At 73.6% G+C, this 19,343-nt stretch carries 13 protein-coding genes and 1 pseudogene; 4 read left to right on the top strand and 10 right to left on the bottom strand.

The annotated features are described in order from the left end of the window. Positions 1 to 29: 29 nt before the first annotated feature. Entirely contained in the window at positions 30 to 2,150 is a 2,121-nt protein-coding gene (locus tag QSK45_RS22285) for an ABC transporter family substrate-binding protein (protein ID WP_285559553.1), read from the bottom strand. Between the two features lie 288 nt (positions 2,151 to 2,438). Here QSK45_RS22285 and QSK45_RS22280 point away from each other — a divergent pair, with 288 nt between their 5' ends. Both QSK45_RS22280 and QSK45_RS22275 read left to right on the top strand, forming a co-directional pair. Then, complete coding sequence (locus QSK45_RS22280) at positions 2,439 to 2,726, top strand: Rv0250c family protein (protein ID WP_285559551.1); 288 nt, start codon at positions 2,439 to 2,441, stop codon at positions 2,724 to 2,726. 169 nt (positions 2,727 to 2,895) lie between these two features. After that, a pseudogene (locus QSK45_RS22275) lies at positions 2,896 to 3,157 on the top strand (succinate dehydrogenase/fumarate reductase iron-sulfur subunit); the annotation flags it as partial. Here the strand turns inward: QSK45_RS22275 and QSK45_RS22270 are convergent. Then, positions 3,151 to 4,281: a glycoside hydrolase family 18 protein gene (locus tag QSK45_RS22270; protein ID WP_285559550.1), complete on the bottom strand. Its 1,131-nt coding sequence runs from the start codon at positions 4,279 to 4,281 to the stop codon at positions 3,151 to 3,153. The pseudogene QSK45_RS22275 and the gene QSK45_RS22270 sit on opposite strands and share 7 nt — an antisense overlap. A 293-nt stretch (positions 4,282 to 4,574) precedes the next feature. Between QSK45_RS22270 and QSK45_RS22265 the strand changes: the two genes are divergently transcribed. Beyond that, on the top strand, positions 4,575 to 6,542 hold the full coding sequence (locus tag QSK45_RS22265; protein ID WP_285559548.1) for a hypothetical protein: 1,968 nt from the start codon (positions 4,575 to 4,577) through the stop codon (positions 6,540 to 6,542). A gap of 135 nt (positions 6,543 to 6,677) precedes the next feature. On the opposite strand, the gene QSK45_RS22260 is transcribed toward QSK45_RS22265, so the two are convergent. The 5 genes from QSK45_RS22260 to QSK45_RS22240 all read right to left on the bottom strand — a co-directional run bounded on the left by QSK45_RS22260 (position 6,678) and on the right by QSK45_RS22240 (position 11,986). After that, positions 6,678 to 9,266 (bottom strand): SpoIIE family protein phosphatase, encoded by a 2,589-nt coding sequence (locus QSK45_RS22260; protein WP_285559546.1) that lies wholly within the window; start codon positions 9,264 to 9,266, stop codon positions 6,678 to 6,680. A gap of 318 nt (positions 9,267 to 9,584) precedes the next feature. Beyond that, positions 9,585 to 9,992, bottom strand: a complete 408-nt coding sequence (locus QSK45_RS22255; RefSeq protein ID WP_285559545.1) for an ATP-binding protein — start codon at positions 9,990 to 9,992, stop codon at positions 9,585 to 9,587. Between the two features lie 181 nt (positions 9,993 to 10,173). After that, positions 10,174 to 10,584, bottom strand: a complete 411-nt coding sequence (locus QSK45_RS22250; protein ID WP_285559927.1) for a (deoxy)nucleoside triphosphate pyrophosphohydrolase — start codon at positions 10,582 to 10,584, stop codon at positions 10,174 to 10,176. 89 nt (positions 10,585 to 10,673) lie between these two features. Further along, positions 10,674 to 10,865 carry an SPOR domain-containing protein gene (locus tag QSK45_RS22245; protein WP_285559543.1) on the bottom strand — a complete coding sequence of 64 codons (192 nt, stop codon included), beginning with the start codon at positions 10,863 to 10,865 and terminating at the stop codon, positions 10,674 to 10,676. Between the two features lie 368 nt (positions 10,866 to 11,233). Beyond that, positions 11,234 to 11,986, bottom strand: a complete 753-nt coding sequence (locus QSK45_RS22240; RefSeq protein WP_285559540.1) for a GntR family transcriptional regulator — start codon at positions 11,984 to 11,986, stop codon at positions 11,234 to 11,236. Between the two features lie 269 nt (positions 11,987 to 12,255). On the opposite strand from QSK45_RS22240, the gene QSK45_RS22235 reads away from it, so the two are divergent. Next, positions 12,256 to 13,497 (top strand): serpin family protein, encoded by a 1,242-nt coding sequence (locus QSK45_RS22235; RefSeq protein ID WP_285559538.1) that lies wholly within the window; start codon positions 12,256 to 12,258, stop codon positions 13,495 to 13,497. Here QSK45_RS22235 and QSK45_RS22230 read toward each other — a convergent pair. From QSK45_RS22230 to QSK45_RS22220, 3 genes are all read right to left on the bottom strand, one after another. Continuing rightward, positions 13,478 to 15,979: a DEAD/DEAH box helicase gene (locus QSK45_RS22230; RefSeq protein WP_285559536.1), complete on the bottom strand. Its 2,502-nt coding sequence runs from the start codon at positions 15,977 to 15,979 to the stop codon at positions 13,478 to 13,480. The genes QSK45_RS22235 and QSK45_RS22230 overlap by 20 nt on opposite strands. Then, positions 15,976 to 17,589: a site-specific DNA-methyltransferase gene (locus tag QSK45_RS22225; RefSeq protein WP_285559535.1), complete on the bottom strand. Its 1,614-nt coding sequence runs from the start codon at positions 17,587 to 17,589 to the stop codon at positions 15,976 to 15,978. The genes QSK45_RS22230 and QSK45_RS22225 overlap by 4 nt, the downstream gene beginning before the upstream one ends. 487 nt (positions 17,590 to 18,076) lie before the next feature. Further along, positions 18,077 to 19,300 carry an MFS transporter gene (locus QSK45_RS22220; RefSeq protein ID WP_285559533.1) on the bottom strand — a complete coding sequence of 408 codons (1,224 nt, stop codon included), beginning with the start codon at positions 19,298 to 19,300 and terminating at the stop codon, positions 18,077 to 18,079. Positions 19,301 to 19,343 lie beyond the last annotated feature (43 nt).

Here is a 19,343-nt window from a genome sequence, read left to right as displayed (position 1 = left end):
TCCCGCGCACCCGCGGAAGGCGACGGCGATCAGCTCGCCCTCGGGCTCGGAGAGACCTTCGCCCCCTTCTTCAGGAAGCCCATGTCCTCGTAGACGGGCGTCTGGAATCCGAACGCCCCGGCGTTCACCAGGTTCCTCCGCGCCCCCACCAGCTGCGGCCGCTGGTAGAGCGGGATGGAGCCGGCGGTGGCCCAGATGCGGGAGTCGGCCTGCCGGATCAGCGACTTCGCCTCGTCCTCGTCGAGCGTGGTGGCCGCCTGCTCGAAGAGCTGGTCGACCTGGTCCGTGCCGACCCGCGTGTAGTTCTGCTCGACGTTCACCGAGCCGTCCGCGCCCGGCAGCGGCTTGGCGTAGATCGGCCGCGCGTCGGTCGCCGGGAAGGCGGAGGACGGCCAGGAGTACAGCGCGAGGTCGAAGTCGCCCGCGGCGATGTGGTCCCTGAAGTAGCTCTCGTCGGACACCTTGGTGATCGTCGTCGTGATCCCCAGCCGGTCCAGCATCGCGGAGATCCGCGTCGCCACGGTGTTCAGCGTGTCCGACCCGGGCCCGGACGGCAGGACGAAGCGGAGCGTGAGCGCCTTGCCGTCCTTGGCGAGCGGCCCGGTCCTGGCCCCGGCCGGGGCCGCCGTGCCCTTGGGGGCGTACGCCCCGGCCGCGCCCCCGTGCCGGCCCTCCTCCGCGAGGTGCCTGCCGCCGGCGTCGCCCTTGTCGTCCTCGCCGACGATGTACTCGCCGTCCCGGCCGCCGTCCGACTTGTCCTCGTGACCGCTCTCGGGTCCGGCCGCCTTCTGCCCCTTCTTCTCCTCCTTGACCGGCCCGCCGGGCACCCATCCGGCCTCCGCGAGCAGCGCCTGCGCCGCCTTGGTGTCCTGCGCGCCCAGCGCCCCGCTGTCGTCGGCGTACGCGGGCTGCCCGGACAGGGCGAGGTGGCTGCCGACGGGGACGGCGGGCAGGCCCAGCGGGGTGAGCACCAGGCGGGCGATCTCCTTGCGGTCCAGGGCGCGCGCGATGGCCCGGCGGACCCGCTCGTCGGTGAGCGGCCCGGAGGCGCCGTTGAGGGCGAGCTGGGTGTAGGCGGGCTCCAGGGACTTGCGGACGCCGAATGCCTGGAGGGCCGTCTGCTGGTCGAGGTACTCGGTGACGGCCCGGACCAGCTTCGTGCCGCCCGCCCTCACGTCGCCCGAGTCGAGTCCGTGGGCGCGCGCCCAGGAGCGCAGCGTCGCCAGCGACGTCCTCCCGCCGCCCTGGAGCGGGGCCCCGGTGCCCTTCTCGCGCGCGGCGAGCCCGATCCGCTCGGCGTCGGCCGGGTCGAGGTCGGCGAGGTCCGCGCTGCCGTCGGCGAGCGCGCCGATCCGCTTGTCGCGGGGCACGGAGTGCAGCACGATCTGGTTCAGCTTGGCCGGTCTGCCCCACCACCGGGGGTTGCGGGTGAGGACGATGTCCTGGGCGACGGTGTCGACCTTGTCCACTTTGAACGGCCCTGCGCTGACGGCCAGCTTGCGGCGGGCGCCGTCGTTGAAGGCGTCCGGGGTGCCCGTGATGTCCTTCGGGTACAGCGGCGAGAACAGCGACTTCCAGTCGGCGTAGGGGCGGGAGAAGGTGACCCGGACCTGGAGGTCGTTGGCGCCGCGCTCGATCTTCTCGATGCGGTCGTACCCGGCGTTGCGCGCGGTCCAGTAGGCGCTGTCCCTGCCGGACAGGGCGCGCCACTGGGCGACGAAGTCGGCGGCGCCGATCTCCCGGCCGTCGCTCCACACGGCCTGCTGGTTCAGCTTGTACAGCACCACCTGGCGCGGCTCGGTCTCGATGACCTTGGCGGACTCCAGATACGAGGGGTTGACGACCGGCCGGCCCGAGGCGTCCATCCGGAACATGGACGGCAGCACGGCCTGGGCGACGCGGGTGGTCCCCGTGTCGGCGTCGGCCTGGTAGGTGTTCAGCGTCTCCGGGAGGTCGTCCACGGCCCACTTCAGGGTGCCGCCGTCGGCCACCTGGCTGCGGGCGACCAGGTCGATGTCCTGCGCGGCGAGGGGCTTGGCCACGTCCTCGTCCGAGCCGCACCCCGCGAGCAGCGGTACCGCGAGCGCGCCCGCGGTGAGGAAGGCGGCCGAGCGCAGGACCGCGCGCAGGCCGACGCCGTGGTGGGACATCTCTGCTACCTCCGGGAAGCCGCGAGCGATACGATCACGTTTGGCGGTATTTGGAGCTGATCAGATCTATGCGGCTACTGAAGAGGAAAGGATCCGCCAACCACGAGCGACACGGCGGCGACGGACGGCAAGCCCACCCGTGCGGCGCAAACACACCGGGTCAAGCACCCGCGCGCCTGTCCCATCGACGCAGACGCCTTCACAGCACCAGGTGTGACGCGCAACACTCTCAGGCGCATGAACAATGCCGCCCGGGACCCGCAGCATCCGCGGAAGTGAGGGCACATCATGTCCGTGCACGACGACCTGACCATGGCCCAGCGCAGTCTCGACGAACTGCGGCGGTCGCTGGACCGGCTGGAGCAGCAGCTCGGCGGCGGCCTGGAGGTGCGCCGGGCCCGCCTGGACGCCGACCACCTGCGCGAGAGCGTGGCGCTGCTGCGCGAGTCGGCCGCCGCCCAGGGCTCCGCGAACCGGCCCGACCTCGTCACCGTCTCCGACACGCCGTACGACATCAGCCTGTGGACGGACTCGGACGACGAGGGCCTGGGCGCCCGTGACCGGCACGCCCCCTGAACGCCCCCGTTCCCCGAGCCGACCGGAGTGCTGTCTTGGCCACTGGTACGGAACACCGACACGACGGCGGCGGCGTGCGCGCCCCCGGGCGCGCCGCGATCGCCGCCGTCCACCCGCGGACCGACCGCTGGTGGCCGGCGCCCGCCGGCACGGCGGCCGGTCTGCCGGCCCGGCCGGCCCTTCCCCCGGCGAGTGCCGCACGTTCCAGGAGGACGTGGACCGCTCGCAGGAGTTCCGCGAGTACGTCGAGTGCTTCCTGTCCCGGAACATGCCATGTGGTGCGCGACCACGAGGAGAGCGGGCGGGCGTTCGCGGGCCCGCGCTTCCCGATGCGCGTCGCGGAACCGGACATGCACCCGGTGGACGCGGCCGACCGCGCCGGCCGCGACCGCGGACGCACCACGCAGGACGAACCCGGCCTCGGCTACTGCGCCGCCCACCCCTCCCGGTACGCCCGCCAGTCCGCCTCCGTGGCGGCGAAGTCGACGTACAGGGCGACGCCGAAGCGGGTGCGGTGGGCGTCGGTGCGGGACAGTCCGAGGCGTACGCCCCGAACGGCGGCCGGGACGGTCTCCGCGCGGGCCCAGTGCCCGAACCGGTTCTCGTGGTAGAAGGGCAGGCCCATGAGGAGGTGGGTGGAATCGGGGGTGACCTCCAGGGCGAGGCTGGTCTGCTGGGCCACGTAGCCGCCGTACAGGCTCGGCAGCGGCTGCATGGTGTCGTACGACATCACGGCGATCTGGTCCACCCGGCGGGCCACCTGCCCGAAGTACGCCTGCGACCACCACTTCGGATGGCCGGTGGTCGCGCCCCAGAAGGAGTGGAAGCCAGGGAGGGGGTCGATCTGGTGGGCGGCGACGGACAGCAGTGCGTGGTGGGCGTGGGTGAGGGCACGCAGGTCGTCGAGGAGGGCCAGGTAGTCGTGGTCGCCCGAGTGCAACGGCTCCAGGTCGAAGTGCGCGCCCTGGAAACCGGCGGCGAGAATCCGCCGCGTGGAGGCGAGGACCGCGGCCCGGGTCGCGGGGCGCTCCAGGCGCAGCCCCTTGGGCCCCTCACTCGCGAGCACGTCCCCGAGCCATGCCTGCACCCGCACGCCGGGCAACTCCCGGTGCAGGGAACCGATCAGCCAACGCGCCTTCGGGTAGGCCGAGTCGGGCAGCGTCCCGTCGTCCTCCAGGGGCCCGGAGTGCACGTACAGATCCCTGATCCCGGTACCTCTCAACCGCCGCGCGAGCCCCTCGACGTCCTTCTGCGTCTTCCGCCCGTCCACCCAGGCGTGCCCGAGCCAGAGCGCGTCCCGATCCCGGCTGCGGGTGCCGGGGGCGGGATCGCCGGAGTAGCCGGCACGGAGCGCGCCTTCGGCGGTGAGCAGGGCGAGGACCAGCAGGAGGAGGCAGAGGCCGACGGCGGTGAGGGCGCGGCGCAGGAGACGGCGGTGCTCGGGGCCGGCCGGGGTCCGCGGGCCCGCTCCCGGTCCCGGTCCGGTACCGGCACCCGGTTCGGGCGCGGCGTCGGCACCGGGTTCCGGCACGGCGTCGGCACCGGGTTCCGGCACGGCGGCGGCACTCGGTTCCGGTCCGGCACCAGCACCCGATTCCGGCACGGCGGCGGCACCCGATTCCGGTCCGGCACCAGCACCCGATTCCGGCACGGCGGCGGCACCCGATTCCGGCACGGCGGCGGCACCCGGTTCCGGTCCGGCACCAGCACCCGATTCCGGCACGGCGGCGGCACCCGGCGTGGGCTCCGGCTCGGTCTCCGCGTCCATTCCGTCCCCCTGTCCGCCTGGTCCCCCACCCGTATCCGCCCCGCTCGCGGCGCGGTCCACTCCCCCATACGCTCCAAAATGTGACGTCATCCCTGTTCCGGGGCCGCCCCCGGCGTGCCGAGGGGCACATACGGGCGCGGGTGACGCATGCCGTGCTGGGAGCCCTGGTGGGGGCCGGGTGGCTGATGTTGCCGTTGATGACGATCGCTCCGAGTGCTCCGGTTCCCGCCGCCTCCGCCGCGACGGCGGCGAGCGCTTCGGCACCGGGAGCGGGCGGCACGTCCACGGCGGACTTCGTCCTCCCCCTCGTCGCGGTGGCCGCGGCGGCGGTGCTGGCGGCCTACGGGTACCTGCGCCGCGTACGCCGCAGCCGGACCCGTACGACACCGGGGACGATGCCGGGGCATCCGCGGCCCCCCACCCTCGCCGACGCCGAACGCCAGGCGAGGAGCGCGCTGGTGCTGGCGGACGACTGCGTGCGGACCAGCCGGGAGGAACTGTCCTTCGTGCGGGAGAGGTTCGGGGTCCTGAAGGGCGAGGCCGTGAAGGACGAGGTGGGGGCCGGCGAGGGCGTGGCGGTCGAGGAGGGGGCGGGGCCGGCGGCCGGAGCGGGGGTGCGGGGCGGGAGAAAGGGGGGTGCGGGCGCGGGAGCCGAAGCGCCGTCCGGCACCGCGGCCGGTACCTTCCAGGGCGCTCGGTGGCGGGCGGAGACGGAACGGGAGACGGACACCGGGGCACGCGCAGCGGCCGAGGCGCGGGACCGGCCCGGGACCACGGCGGAGCCGGCCACCGGTGCCGGGGGCTTCCGCCCCGCCTCGCGCGGAGCCGAGGGGAACGCGCGCGCGCAAGCGGCGAGGGACGCCGGGACGGAGGCGGTGACCGGGGCCCTCGTCCGCGCGCCGCGGGAGGCGGGGGCGGAAGCGGTGACCCAGGGCTTCGTACGGGCCCTGCGGGGTGCCGAAGCCGAGCTGGTGGCGGCGTTCGCGATGTGGCGGAGGTACGAGGAGGGGTTCCCGGAGGAGGCGGCGGCGCGGCGGCAGGCGCTGGCCGGGGTGGTGGGGCGGTGCGCGGAGGCGGGGCGCCGGCTGGACGCGGAGGCCGCGGCCCTGGATCAGGTGCGGGGGCTGGAGGGACCGGGGGCCGGGGCGGCGGCGGAGGTGGCGGAGAGGCGGTTCCGGGCGCTGGCGGTACGGACGGTGGTCGCGCACGGCACCCTGACGGCCCTCCGGGAGCGGTACGCGGCCTCCGCCACCGACCTCGTCACCGGCTCGGTCGAACAGGCCAAGGACCGCCTGCTGTTCGCCACCGCCCGCCTCAACGAGGCCCGCCAGGCCATCGACGCGGCCGACGGCGACCGCGCCGCCCGGAGCCTGCGCGCCGGCGAGGGCGCCGTGGCCCAGGCCGAGGTCCTGGTGAGCGGCGTGGAACGACTCGCGGCGCGGCTGCGGGAGGCCGCGGCGCTGGTACCGGCCGCGCTGACCGGCGCGGAGGCGGACCTGGCGGCGGCCCGGCACGGGCGTTCCCGCACCCCCCTGGCCTCGGGCGAGCAGGCCGCCCGTCTCGCCCACGCCGACGGCGTACTGGCCGCGGTGCGGGAGGAGTTGACGGGCGCCCTCCCGTACGACCCGCTGGACGCCCTGCGCCGGATCACCCGCGCCGTCGCCCGACTGGACGTGGGCCGCTCCGGCGTCCTGGACGCGGCGGCGCTGCTCGTCGCCCACGCCGCGGTCGACTCGGCCGACGACTTCGTCGCGGTGCACCGCGGTGCCGTGGGCCCGGAGGCCCGCGCCCGCCTGTCGGAGGCGGCGCGGACCCCGGTCACGGACACCGGCTCCGCGTTCGAGGCCGACACCGCCGCCCGGGAGGCCCGTGCCCTCGCCGAACGCGACGTCCGCGCCCACGGCACGCCCTACCCCGACAGCACCACCGCCGGCCTGCCCGGCGCCGTCCTCGGCGGCATCCTCCTCGCCGAGGACCCCGACGGCGGCCCGCCGGCGAGCTTCGGGGGCCCGGCGACGCGGGGCCGAAGACATATGCCGGCACCCTGACGGCGCCGCGCACCGGCACCGGGGCCCTCCATCAGCCGTCCGGAGAGCGGGGCGGACGGGCAGGGCGGACGGGGGAAGGGCCGAAGCGGCGGCGGCGCGGCAGCCGCGCCGGGCCGCGAGGACGGAACGCGGGCGTCAGAACAGGCTCAGCAACGCCTCCGCCGGGTCCGCGAGCACCGCCTCGGCCCCCGGCAACGGCAACTCGAACCACACCGTCTTCCCCCGCGGCGTCCGCCGGGACCCCCACGCCGCGCTGAGCAACTGCACCAGCTGCAACCCCCGGCCCCCCTCGTCGGTGTCCCGAGCCCGCCGGCGCCGGGGCTGCACCAGCCCGCCGTCCCACACCTCGCACACCAGCGTCCGGTCCAGCAGCAGCCGTAGCCTGATCTCCCCCTCGCCGTACCGCAGCGCGTTGGTGACCAGCTCGCTGACCAGCAGCTCCGTCGTGTCGACCAGTGTCTCCAGCCCCCAGCCGAGGAGCTGTGCCCGAGCGTGCTCCCGCGCCCGCCCCACGCTCCGCGGCTCCCGCGGCAGCGTCCAGTCGCCGACGGACTCCGCCGGCAGCCCCTGCACCCGGGCCATCAGCAGCGCGATGTCGTCCTCGCCGTGGTGCGTGTTCAGGGTGTTGAGCACGTGGTCGCACACGTCCTCCAGCGGCCGCGCCGGATCGGTGAGCGCGCCGACGAACGCGTGCAGCCCCTCGTCCAGCGGATGGTCCCGGGACTCCACCAGCCCGTCGGTGTACAGCGCGAGCAGCGAGCCCTCGGGCAGCTCGACCTCCACCTCCTCGAAGGGCTCGCCCCCCACCCCGAGCGGCATCCCGGGCGGCACGTCCAGCATCAGCGCGGGCTCCCCCGGCTCGACCAGCACCGGCGGCAGGTGCCCGGCGTTGGCGAACGTACATCGCCGGGTCACCGAGTCGTACACGGCGTACACACACGTCGCGAGGTACACCTCGGACAGATCGGCGTCCCGCGGCTGCCGCGCCGTACGCGTCGCCTGCTGCACACCCCCCGGCGTGCCGAGCCCCCGCGCGATCTCGTCGAGGGCGGACAGGACTTCGGCCGGTTCGAGATCGAGCAACGCCAGCGTCCGTACGGCGGTGCGGAGTTCACCCATCGCGACGGCCGCCCGCAGCCCGCGCCCCATCACGTCGCCCACCACCAACGCCGTACGGTGTCCGGGCAGTTCGATGACGTCGAACCAGTCGCCGCCGACCTCGGTCGCCGCGTTGCCGGGCAGATAGCGGCAGGCGATGTCCAGGCCGGACGCCTCGGGATCGCCGGGCGGCAGCAGGGAGCGCTGGAGGATCAGTGCCCGCTCGTGCTCCCGGCGGTACAGCCGCGCGTTGTCGATGCAGACCGCGGCACGCGCGGCCAACTCCACCGCGAGGTCCCGGTCCCGTTCCCCGAACGGCTCGCTGCCCTTGGTCCGCGCGAACCGCACCAGCCCCACCACCGTGTCGTGCGCGACCATCGGGACGGCGAGCGTGGACTGCACCAGGCTGCCTTCCTCGGCCGGCACGGCCCGCGGGCGAGCGGTGCGCAGGGCGTCCGCGCAGGGGGAGTTGAAGGGGAAGTGGTGTACCGCGCCGACCTTGACCGGCTCGCTGGCGCGGCCGGCGGGCGCGTCCGCGACGGCGCTGGCGATGGCGACCCGGCGCAGCTCGGCGCTGCCGTCGGCCATCCCGGGCGGGGTCTCGTCGCCGGTCAGCAGCCCCTGGTAGAGGTCGACGGTGGCGAGGTCGCAGAAGCCGGGGACCACGACGTCGAGGAGTTCGCGCGCCGTGGTCTCCAGGTCCAGCGAGTTGCCGATCCGGGCCCCGGCCTCGTTGAGCAGCGCCAGGTTGCGCCGGGCGGCCGCGGCCTCCCGGGCGGCGGCGCGGCGGGAGGTGACGTCGGTGGCGAGCCAGGCGACGCCGATGGGCCGGCCGCTGCCGCTGTGCACGCGATAGAGGTTGACGGACCAGTGCCTGCGCTCCTCGGAGCCCGGCACATGACCGGTGACGTGCATGTCGGTGACGGGATCGCCGCTCTCCAGCACCCGCCGCAGGGTCGCCGCGACCCGTTCGGCCTCGCCGCGGGGCAGATAGTCGAAGACCCCCCGGCCCCGGTGGTCGTCCGGGGTGCCGCCGAAGACGGAGGCGAACCGCTGGTTGACGCGGCGCACCCGGAGATCGAAGTCGATCAGCAGGAAACCGAAGGGGGATTGTCCGAATATCGCCTGGGACGCGGCGAGATCGGTCTCGATCCTGCGCAGGGTGCGGACGTCCACGACGATGCAGACGGCCGCCTTCTCGCCCTCCGCCGTCCGGGTCGGCATCACATAGACCTCGGCCAGCCCGTCCGCTCCGCGCCCGCCCCGCGGAGGGTCCGGCATCCGGAAGGGCACGACCCCGGTCCACTCGCGCCCGTCGAGGATCTCCGCCATCTTGCGCTGACCCTGTTCCCGCAGGTCGGGGTCGATGAACGCCTCTATCGGGTCCATGCCCACGGCACGCGCGGCCGGAATGCCGAAGAGCTGCTCGGCGCGCAGGCTCCACTGGTCCACCAGGCCGTCGGGGCCGATGGAGAAGGAGGCCACCTTTATGTAGTCGTACATGGAGCCGGGCGGACTGCTCTGCCACAGGGCGTCGCCGGGTGCCGCCGCACCCGCGGCGGTCTGTTCCCTCGCGCCGTCCGACGGGTCCTCGGACTCCGTGGCCTTCGCTGGTATCTCGCTCACGCGAACCGTCCCCTCCAGCTCACCGCACCCGGTACCGGTCACCGGGGGCGGCTGCCCGCAGTATCCAGCACTCCGGCGCCGCGCGACACGGTGTTCACGATCACAGCTCGGTCCAGACGTTTTTCGGACCGCTCCGCGACAACACTGCCACTCTTCTAACCAGGGAACACGCCCCCGAATCACACACTCCGGACCGGTCCGCGAGCCGGAGTCACACGGTGGACCACAGGGCGTTCCGTGTACACCCCCTCCGCCCCTTCGGGCGCCCCTGCCTCACCCCGGACACCCCCGCGCCACCCCGATGCGCCCCCGGCACCGTCACCCCGGTACGGCCAGCTCGAACCAGACGGTCTTCCCGTTCACGCCGGGGCGCGTGCCCCAGCGGCGGGAGGACCCGGCGAGCAGTTGGAGGCCGCGCCCGCTCTCGTCCTCGGGCTGGGCGACGCGCTCGCGCGGCGGGTCGGGGAGCGGGTCGGAGACCTCCACGAGGAGGGAGTCGTCGGCACCGACGGGCCGTACGAGCCGTACGCCGATGGGGCCGGTGGCGTACCGCAGCGAGTTGGTGACCAGTTCGCTCACCAGCAGCGCGGCGAGGTCGGCCACAGAGTCGAGGTCCCAGCCGTGCAACTGGCCGCGGACCGCCGTCCGGGCGCTGCGCACGGCTCCCGGTTCCGCGGGAAAGGTCCACTCGGCGCAGTCGCCATCGGTGTCGATCACGCCGATCACTTCCCAGGCCGCGAGCTGTCCGGTTTCGTGGGGTTAATTGGCCCATACCCGATAAGTGATGGCCAGTACCGTCCGGACGGCGGGAGTGTGGGTCGAACGGCGTACGCGGGACGGGAAACGGGAGCCGGGCGGCCCGCCGGCAGAGGTTCGCGCGCACCGGGCGGCACCGGGCCGGGGCACTTCAGCGCGCCCCCGCCCCCAGGCGCCCCGCGACCTCCCGCACCGCCGGCACATCCTGCTCCAGCCAGGGCACGTCCCACAGCCGCGCCGGGGTCAGCCAGCGCAGTTCGTCGTGGTCCTGGAGGGGTTCGGGGGCGGGTGAACCGGGACGCAGCCGCGCCGTCCACACCCACAGCACGTACGGCTCCCGCAGGGGCCACTGGCCGGGTACGCGCTCCACCGTCTCGGCGTCGACGCCGAGTTCCTCGCGCAGTTCGCGCACGAGGGCGTCCTCGGGACGCTCCCCCGACTCGACCTTGCCGCCGGGCAGCTCCCAGCGTCCGGCCAGGTCGGCGGGCGCGCTGCGGCGCGCGGCGAGCAGGCGGCCGCCGTCGAGCAGGGCGGCACCCACCACCACGGTCCGTTCCGTCATGGACGTCATGGAGCGGAGCCTACGGGAGGCCCCGGGGCACGGGCGCCGTCGGTCGGTCGCGGTCGCCCTCCCCGTACGGGCGCCGCCGGTCAGCCGCGGGCGCCGTCCCCGTTCTGCCCGAGGCGCTCGACCATGTAGAGCTGCTTGTGTCCCCGGTCCTCGAAGCTGTCGGCGATCTTCTGCGCCTCGGCCCGGGTCGCGTACCGGCCGACGCGGTACCGATTGCCGTTGTCGTCCTGCCGTATGACGATCCAGGGCAGGGAAGCCGTGCCCTCACTCATGGTCCGCTCCGCCCCCATCGCGCCCTTCACCCTCTCCGGCAGCACGGGACCCCCATCCCGTCCCGGACCCTCGCCGGGCCCCGCCTAAGGAAACCGCACTACGCATATGCCCGAGCGTACGCCCAACCTTTACTCAGCGAATACGCCTTTTCACAAAGAGGTACGCAACCAGTCAGAACGCAGGGGCGCAAGAGGACGAATGCGCCCTCGGCGAGCCGGCCGGGACCGTGGCTCCCAAAACCGCGCCCACCTGCGAGGACGACCGGACCACGACATCGGCGGCACGATCCGCGGGGGCCCGGCACCGGCGCACCCGCCCCAGCGCGAGCGCCGGGGTGTGCGCTACCTCACTCCGCGGCGCCCGGCCCTCACCGCACCGGCAGGTGGTACGCCACCCGGTACCGGTCCGCCGGAATCACCACGTCCGCGGTCTCCACGGGTCGCCCGGAGGCGTAGTACGTGCGCTGGACGACCAGCACGACATGGCCGGGGACACCGCCGAGGAGATGGAGTTCCTCGGCGAGACCGGGGCGGGCGCCGACCTCCTCGATGACGTTGTCCACGATGACGTCGATGGCGCGCATGCGCTCGACCACACCCATCCCGCCGAGCGGCCCCTCCTCGGGCAGCATCACCGGGGTGCGGCCGGTGACGGCGAGCGGCTCCCAGGAGGTGGAGAGCATCATCGGCTCACCGGCGTCGCGGTACAGGTACTTGGTGCGCATGACCCGCTCGCCGGTCTCGATCCCGAGCCGCTCGGCGATGGCGGCCCCCGCCTCGGTCTGCCGGCTGCTGGACTCCCAGGTGCCGCGCACCGAGGCGTCGGCCTGCTCCTGCCGGAACGGGGTGGCGCCGCCGCTGGGGCGGTAGCCGGAGCGGGACACCCGGCGCGGCACGGGCCGTTCGCGCACGTACGTCCCCGATCCCGAGCGGCCCTCGACCAGGCCCTCGGCCATCAGCACCTTGCGGGCCTCCAGGGCGACGGTGTCCGACACGCCGTACTCCTCGCGGATGCGGGCCTGGGAGGGGAGCCGGGTGTGGGGCGGCAGTGAACCGTCGACGATCTTCTTGCGGAGATCACCCGCGACGCGCAGGTACGCCGGCTGCTCACCGAAAGTCACTGGCCGCTCCCATCAGGTTGTACAGACAGCGACAGCCTGGCAACCGTGGGTTGAGCCGTGCAAGCAAAGGCCAGAGAATCACTCGAAGTGATGACATTCGGTCGGCGATGCCCCACCCAGCGCTTTCTCCCCCGGGTGGGCACCCCTTCACACCTGCCGGACACCACCTGACGCCCCGAACAACTCCGGCCGCCCGAACGACAGTCCGAGGACACCGGTACCGTGCCTCTTACGACTTGTCACAGGTAAGCGGGACACAGGGGGCGGATTTGAGGGTGGAGAACCGGGTCGACGGCGCCGTCGTACGCGCGGTGAACGGACTCACCGCGCGGTGGGGCGCCACCGCGCGGGGCGGCACGGTGTTCTCCGCGGCCGGGGTATGGCCCCTGCTCGCCCTCCTCGCGGACGGCGCGGCGGGCCCCGCCCGGCAGGAACTGGCCGACGCGCTCGGCGTGCCCGCGGACCAGGCGTCCGCCACCGCACGGGAGTTGCTCGCGGCCCTCGGCTCGGTGTCCGGCCTGGACGCGGCCCTCGGCCTGTGGACGCACCACGAACTGCTGCTGCGTGAGGAGTGGCTGGCCAAGCTCCCGCCGGGCACGCACGGCGGGTTCGGGGACGACCTCGTCACCGCGCAGGAGCGACTGGACCGCTGGGCGGCCGAGCGGACCGGCGGCCTGGTCGAGCGGATGCCGGTGACGCTGAACCGGCAGACGCGGATGGTGCTGGCCGGCGCGCTCGCCCTGCACACCACCTGGCGCCAGCCGTTCACCGAGCAGCGGCTCACCCCGGAGACGGGCCCCTGGCAGGGCCGTACGCTGCGCGGCCTGCACCGGCGCAGCGTGCGCCCCGACCGGGTGGGCGTCGCGGGCACCCCGGACGGCTTCGTGACCGCGCTGACCGTCCCCGGCGACAACGGCGTCGACGTCCATCTCGTCCTCGGCGAGGAGCGCATGACGCCGGGCCAGGTCATGGCCGCGGGCGTCGCGGTGGTGGAGCGCGCGCTCGCCCTCACGCCGGGCGGCGCGCTGCCGTACGGCGAGGTCGGGCCCGGCCTGTGGGTGGAGCGGGAGCCGGCCGTCGCGCCGGAGCCCACGTCGCTGGACGTGCGGACGGTGGCCTACGAGGTGCGCGCGGACCACGATCTGCTGTCCCTGGCCGGCCTGTTCGGGCTGGGAACGGCGACGGACGCGCGGTTCGGCCACTTCCCCGGGGTGAGCGCCCACCCGCTGGCCGTCTCGGAGGCGCGGCAGTCGGCCGTGGCCCGGTTCGGCGCCCTCGGGTTCCGCGCGGGGGCGGTGACGGCCGTGGCGCAGATGTACGGCAGCGCCGCGCCCCAGTACCGCTACGAGACCACGGTCGTCCGCGTCGCCTTCGACCGCCCCTTCGCCTTCCTCGCCGCCGACCGCGACTCGCGCCTGGTCCTGCTGGCGGGCTGGGTGACCGACCCGGCGCCCTCCCCGGCACCGGGTTACGCGGGCAGCGCCGGGCGGCCTACCCCCGGGCGCCCGTGAGGGTCAGCAGGGCGTCCCAGGTGCTCGCCTGGCCCAGGTGCTCCTCCGTGGCGAACACGTAGCGCCAGGTGCCGAAGTCGCCGCGTCCGGTGACCTCCTTCGCCCAGGCCTCGGCCGCCGCCTTCTTGGCGAGCACCGGCGCACTGGCCGCCTCGGTGTTCGACTTGCCCTCGACGAGCCACTGCGTGCCGTCCTTGTCGAGGGCGACGAAGTCCGGGAAGTACCGTGTGCCGTTGTCCAGCTGGATGTACGTGCCGCTGTGCGACTCCAGCCGCAGCCACCACCGCACCTTGGGGCTGACGTCCATCAGCCGTGCCAGCTTGACCTCGGTCGACAGCGCGTCGAAGTGCACGACCGGGAGGATCGAGCTGCCCCAGCCGGTGTAGCCCATGCCCCGGATCACCTTGTCGGTGATGCCCAGCTGGGGCATGGTCCGGCCGGGCCACGGCTGGACCGGCGGCGGCAGCGTCACCTTCACCAGCTCGTGCTCGACCGTCGCGAGCTTCTGCTTGAAGCTCGCGACGACGAGCCGTTCCAGCTGGGTCAGGGCCAGCTCGGCGCGGGCCTCGCCCCAGGGCGTGCCGTCCCCCGCGTCCTTCTCGACCGCCGCGGCCAGGAACGTCCGTACGATCGCCTGCGCGGCCTCGACCTCGTCGGCCGTGAGCTTGAGCTGCGGCAGGTTGAGGATCCGCTCCTCCAGGTCCTCCCTGACCTTCGCGAGCGGCCAGCTGCTCTGCGTCCCCACGGCCGACTTCTGGTCCTGCACCTGGACGCTGAGGCCGCCGTCCAGCGCGTGCGAGGCGGTCAGCGCCTTGCGCTTCAGCTCCACCTCTATCTCGTGCTTGAACTGCCTGCCCTTCTCCGCGACGGCCTCCGCGCTGACGAAGGACAGGCTGTAGGTGTCCGGCTTCTCCAGCAGGCGCCTGCTCGGGAAGACGACGCTCGGGGCGCCCTCCACCGGCCGCATGACCTGCCGGATCTGCTCCTTCTCCGCACCGGCCTCGGCGAGCCGGCCCGCCATGTCGGCCATGCCGAGGTAGACGGCCTCGGAGATCTCGCCGTCGAAACCGCCGTCCCGGACCGGGGCGTCGGCGGTGAACGCCAGCATGCCCTGGGTCTGGGTCTCGTGGTACACGGGAAGCGGGGCCGCGCCGCCCGGGGCCGCCGTACCCGAGGCGCTCGAAGCTCCGGTCGCGCCCGAAGAGGCGGCCGGACCCCCGCCCTTCCCGGCCCGCTGCGGCAGCGTGTGCTCCAGCAAAGCCTCCTTGGAGTCCAGCAGCCGCCGGTACGACTCGTGGGCGATGATGTCGACGCAGTCGACCATCGAGAAACCGACCCGTTCCCCGTACGGCAGGCGCAGGCCACGGCCGAGGATCTGCTCGGTGAGGGTCTGGGAGGCGAGGGCGCGCCGGGCCACGATCACGCTGATGTTCTTGACGTCCCAGCCCTCCTTCAGCATGTCGACGGAGACCACGGCCCGCACCGGCGAGTCGGGTTCCTCGATGCCGGCGAGTGCCTCCAGCGCGTCCTCCTTGCTGCCGGAGGTGATCCGCAGCACCGCGCCCGGTTCGTCGATGAACCCGGGGCCGGCCAGGATCTCGGCGGTCTCGGTGGCCTCCTCGATGCTCTGGCAGACCACGAAGAGCACGGGGTTGACCATGGGCCGCCCGTTGCGCTCCGCCCACTGCCGGGTGGTCTCCTCCTTGACCCCGCGCAGATGGCAGGCGTCGGCCAGCTGGGTGCGGATGTCGGTGTGCCCGTCCTCGCGGTAGACGATGACGGGGATCTTGACCAGCTCGTCCGCGATGGCCTCGGCGAGGGAGTACTGGAAGACGACCCGGCCCGGCACGTTGCGGTCCGTCTCGTCCGGGGTCGCCGTCAGCCCCACGAGCGCCCGCGGCCGCAGATCCCGTACCGCCTCGTGGAACCGCTTCGCCTCGCTGCGGTACACGTGGTGCTCGTCGGCGATGACCACCAGGTCGTCCACCGAGCGCAGATGGTCGTAGAGCGCGGTGCCGATGAACTCGTCGGTGGAGTAGGTGGCGCGCGAGGACTTCGCGGTCGGCTTGGTCAGCAGCTGGACGTTGAAGATGAAGACCTTGAGCGCGTCCGGGTCGTGCAGGGCGTCGCCGACCCGGCCGCCCGCGTAGTTCTCCGGCGTGATGACGAGCGGTTCATGGGTGGCGCCGGGCACGAACTTCGGGTGTCCGGGCGTGAAGTTGGCGACGGTCTTGCGCTGGATGGTGCGGCCGGGCGTGACGATGAGGATGTTGCGCACGCCCTGGTCGGCGAGGTAGTCGATGAGCGCCCGGCAGATGTACGTCTTGCCGACGCCGGTCGCCAGGTCGCACACGACCTCCCGGCCGTCCCCGGACCGGATCTCCTCCACCACCCTGGCCACGGCACGGCGGTTCGGGTCCCGCAGGGCCATGCGGGTCGCGAGGTCCTCGATCGCCGCCCGGTCGTATGTGATCCAGCTCAACGCAGCACACGTCCCTTCATGTCCAGCAGGTCCTGGGGGGCCTTCTTGATCCGCGAGCCGGGGCTGAGCCGCTCCAGGAGGCTCGCCGCCTCCCGCAGATAGCTCTTGGCCACGATGAGCACCCGCTCGTCCTCGCGCAGTGCCGCGACGACGGACCGCACCGTGCTCTCGGAGACGAGCCCGTCGACCACCGCGAGGCGCTGGCGCCCCTTGCCGCCGGCGAAGGGCGGCTCGGCCTCCGGGTCCGGTTCGAAGCCCGGCAGCTGGGCGCAGGCCGCCGCCGCGAAGGCGGCGCCCTCGACCCAGGGCGCGAGCAGGACCCGGCCGGCGACCCGCTCGTACATGGACGGCGCGACCTCCAGGTGGCGGAATCCGCCGCCCTTCTCCCAGCCGGTGGTCGCGGAGACCCCGCCGGAGTCCTCGCCCTCGACCACCTTGCGCAGGCGCGGGAGCACGTACGCGTCGACCGTCTCCGGCTGCCGCTCCACCGTCACCCAGCGGCGGCCCGTCTTGTGCGCGACGGCCGCGGTGGTGCCGGAGCCCGCGAAGCAGTCGAGGACGATGTCGCCGGGGTCGGAGGCGATGGTGATGATGCGGTGCAGCAGCCGCTCGGGCTTCGGGGTGCTGAAGGCGGCGGCACGGCCGAACAGCGCCGCGCTCTCCTTGGCCGCCTCCTCCGTGTGCCCGGTCTCCTGGTGGGTCCACCAGGTGTTCGGCACGATCCCCGGCGCCTCGGAGAGGAACTGCTTCACCCGGGGCACGCCGAGGCCGCCCGCGCCGAAATAGACACGGCCGTCCTCCAGGAGCTTCTCGAAGGCGTCCCGCGTGGTGCGCCAGCAGCGCCCGCTCGGCGGGACGTGCACCTTCCCCGAAGGGGCGACGATCTCGTACGAGAGGTTCGGCCGCAGATTGGGCGCGCTGAAGGAGATGGACCGCCAGGGGCCGCGCTGGTCGCCGTCGGGATTGGCGTAGTCGCTCGCCTGCTCGGGCTGGAGGGGCAGTTTGTTGCGCACCGCCCGGAACCGGGCCGCGTTCTTGGCGTACACCAGGATGTAGTCGTGGGACGTCGAGAACACGGCGTCGTTGGAGCGGGAGTGGCGCCGCTGCCACAGGACGGTGGAGATGAAGTTGGACCTGCCGAAGATCTCGTCCAGCAGGACCTTGCAGTACGCCATCTCCGTGTCGTCGAGTTCCAGCCACAGGCTTCCCTCGTCGGCCAGCAGGTCCCGGATGAGCAGGAGCCGGTCGCGCATCATCGTGAGCCAGATGGAGTGTTCGAGCCCGTCGTCGTAGTGCGCGAAGGTCAGGCCCGTGTTGAACGGCGGGTCGATGTAGACGAGCTTGACCTTGCCCCGGTACTCGTCGGCGAATTCCGGGAGCCGGGTGAGCGACCGGAGGGCCTCGGCGCTGTCGCCGGTGATCAGCAGGTTGTCCCGGGCCCGCGCGCGCTCCTCGCGCGTCTCGCCCACGGTGGCCACGTCGGTCAGCAGGCGCGTCTCGGTCACCCGGACGTCGTCGCGGTCGACCCACTCGTACCCCCCGCCCTGGGTGCTGACGAGCGACCTGTCCTTGTTGACCCAGGACAGGCTGAGGCGCCCCGAGGTGCCCATGCTTTTCCTCCAACTGTCGTGACATCCGGAAGCGTACCGACGGGGACTGACAGTGCGGCCCCGCACGGTGCGGCATGGGCTTTCCATCTGCAAAGATACGGCTTCACCGCAGGGTAGGCGCCCGCCGGGCCGCCCCGCCAGTCCCGCCTCGCCCGGCAGACAGCGGCCGAGCGCGGCCGGCGGAGAAGTCCGCCCGGGAGGCGTGGGCGGCCCGCGCCGCGTCGCTCGCCTCGGCGACGGCCTCGCACATCTCGGCGCGGGTGGCGCACCGGGCCCGTTCGCTCATGCGCGCGGCTCCGTGATCTCCGGTGCCGGGAGGGCGTCCGCCTTCACCTGGTAGCGGACTCGCGCCCACCCTGACGGCGGGGCGGAACGGCCGTACCGGATCCCCGCGGCCCCCTCGCCCGCACCGCGTCGACCGGGAGCCCGGAACGGCACTCGGACGGTGAAGCGGAACCTCCCCCGCAGCGCTCCCCGACGGGCCGCGTCAGCGCACCGAGGGGACGTTCTCCACCGCGCGCACCGACCGCGAGGCGACCATCGCGGCCGTCGCGACCACGTGGATCGCCGCGCAGCCGAGCAGGGTCGCGGTGATCCCCGCGGCCCCCGACACCGGGCCGACCACGAGCTGGGCCAGCGGAACCGCCGCGATCGACCCGAGCATGTCGTAGGAGTAGACCCGTGCGAGCCGGTCCTCCGGCACGTGGTGCTGCAACGACGTCTCCCACGCCACGCCGTACTGCTCAAGGCACAGCCCGGCCACGAAGGCGGTGGTCATGAGCAGCCAGGGCTCCGGGTACACGGCGAGTGCCAACGGCAGGCCCGCGAACGCCGCCACGCACGCCACGCCGAGCAGAAGCAGTCTGCGCACCCTGATCCGCAGCGCGACGAAGGCGCCGGCGACCATGCCCGCGGTCTGCGCGGCCAGCACGAAGCCCCACGCCTCGCGCCCGATCACGGTGTCCGCGATGACCGGGCCGAGGACCATGGTGCCGCCCGCGTGCGCCGCGTTGACGAAGAAGAAGGCCACGACCACGACCCAGACCCAGGTCCGCGAGACGAACTCCGTCCAGCCGGTCCGCAGCTCGGACAGCACGCCCGGTCTGCGCTCGGCGGCGACCCCGGCCGCCGGTACCCGCACGAACGAGAAGCACAGGCCCGACAGCGCGAACGACAGCGCGTCCACCGCGAGGCCCCAGCCGGGGCCGGCGAACGCGATCAGCAGGCCGCCCAGCGACGCGCCCGCGATCATCGACGAGTTCGTCCCGAGGCGCAGCAACGCGTTGGCGCGCTGCCGCTGCTCGGCGGACACCGTCTGCGGCACGAGCGCCGAGGAGGCGGGGAAGGAGAAGGCGCTCGACATGCCGTTCACGGCCGCCAGCACCACGAACGCCGGCACGGACACCGTCCCGGTCAGCACCAGGACGGCCAGGAGCCCCTGGCTGACCGTCGACACCGCGGACGACCCCACGAGCACGAACTGGCGGGGCAGCCGGTCCGCCACGACGCCGCCCCACAGCAGGAACACCAAGTTCGCGATCGAGCGTGCCGCCACGACGACACCGAGCGTCGTGACCGACCCGGTCACGTCCCGCACGGCGAACACGAGCGCGATCTGCGCCATCGCGTTGCCGGTCATGGTCGTCACGCGGGCACTGAGCAACCAGCGGAAAGCCGCGTTCGTCAACGGTGCGAACGATCCCCCCGTCACGGGCACCGTCCCGGGTGGTCGGCTCCGCAGGCCCTCCGGGGGC

The sequence above is a fragment of the Streptomyces hygroscopicus subsp. hygroscopicus genome, from assembly GCF_030269125.1.
In the GTDB taxonomy this organism is placed as follows: Bacteria; Actinomycetota; Actinomycetes; order Streptomycetales; family Streptomycetaceae; genus Streptomyces; species Streptomyces hygroscopicus_C.
Note: the sequence above shows the minus strand (reverse complement) of the source record. Positions and strands in the feature narration are given on the sequence as shown.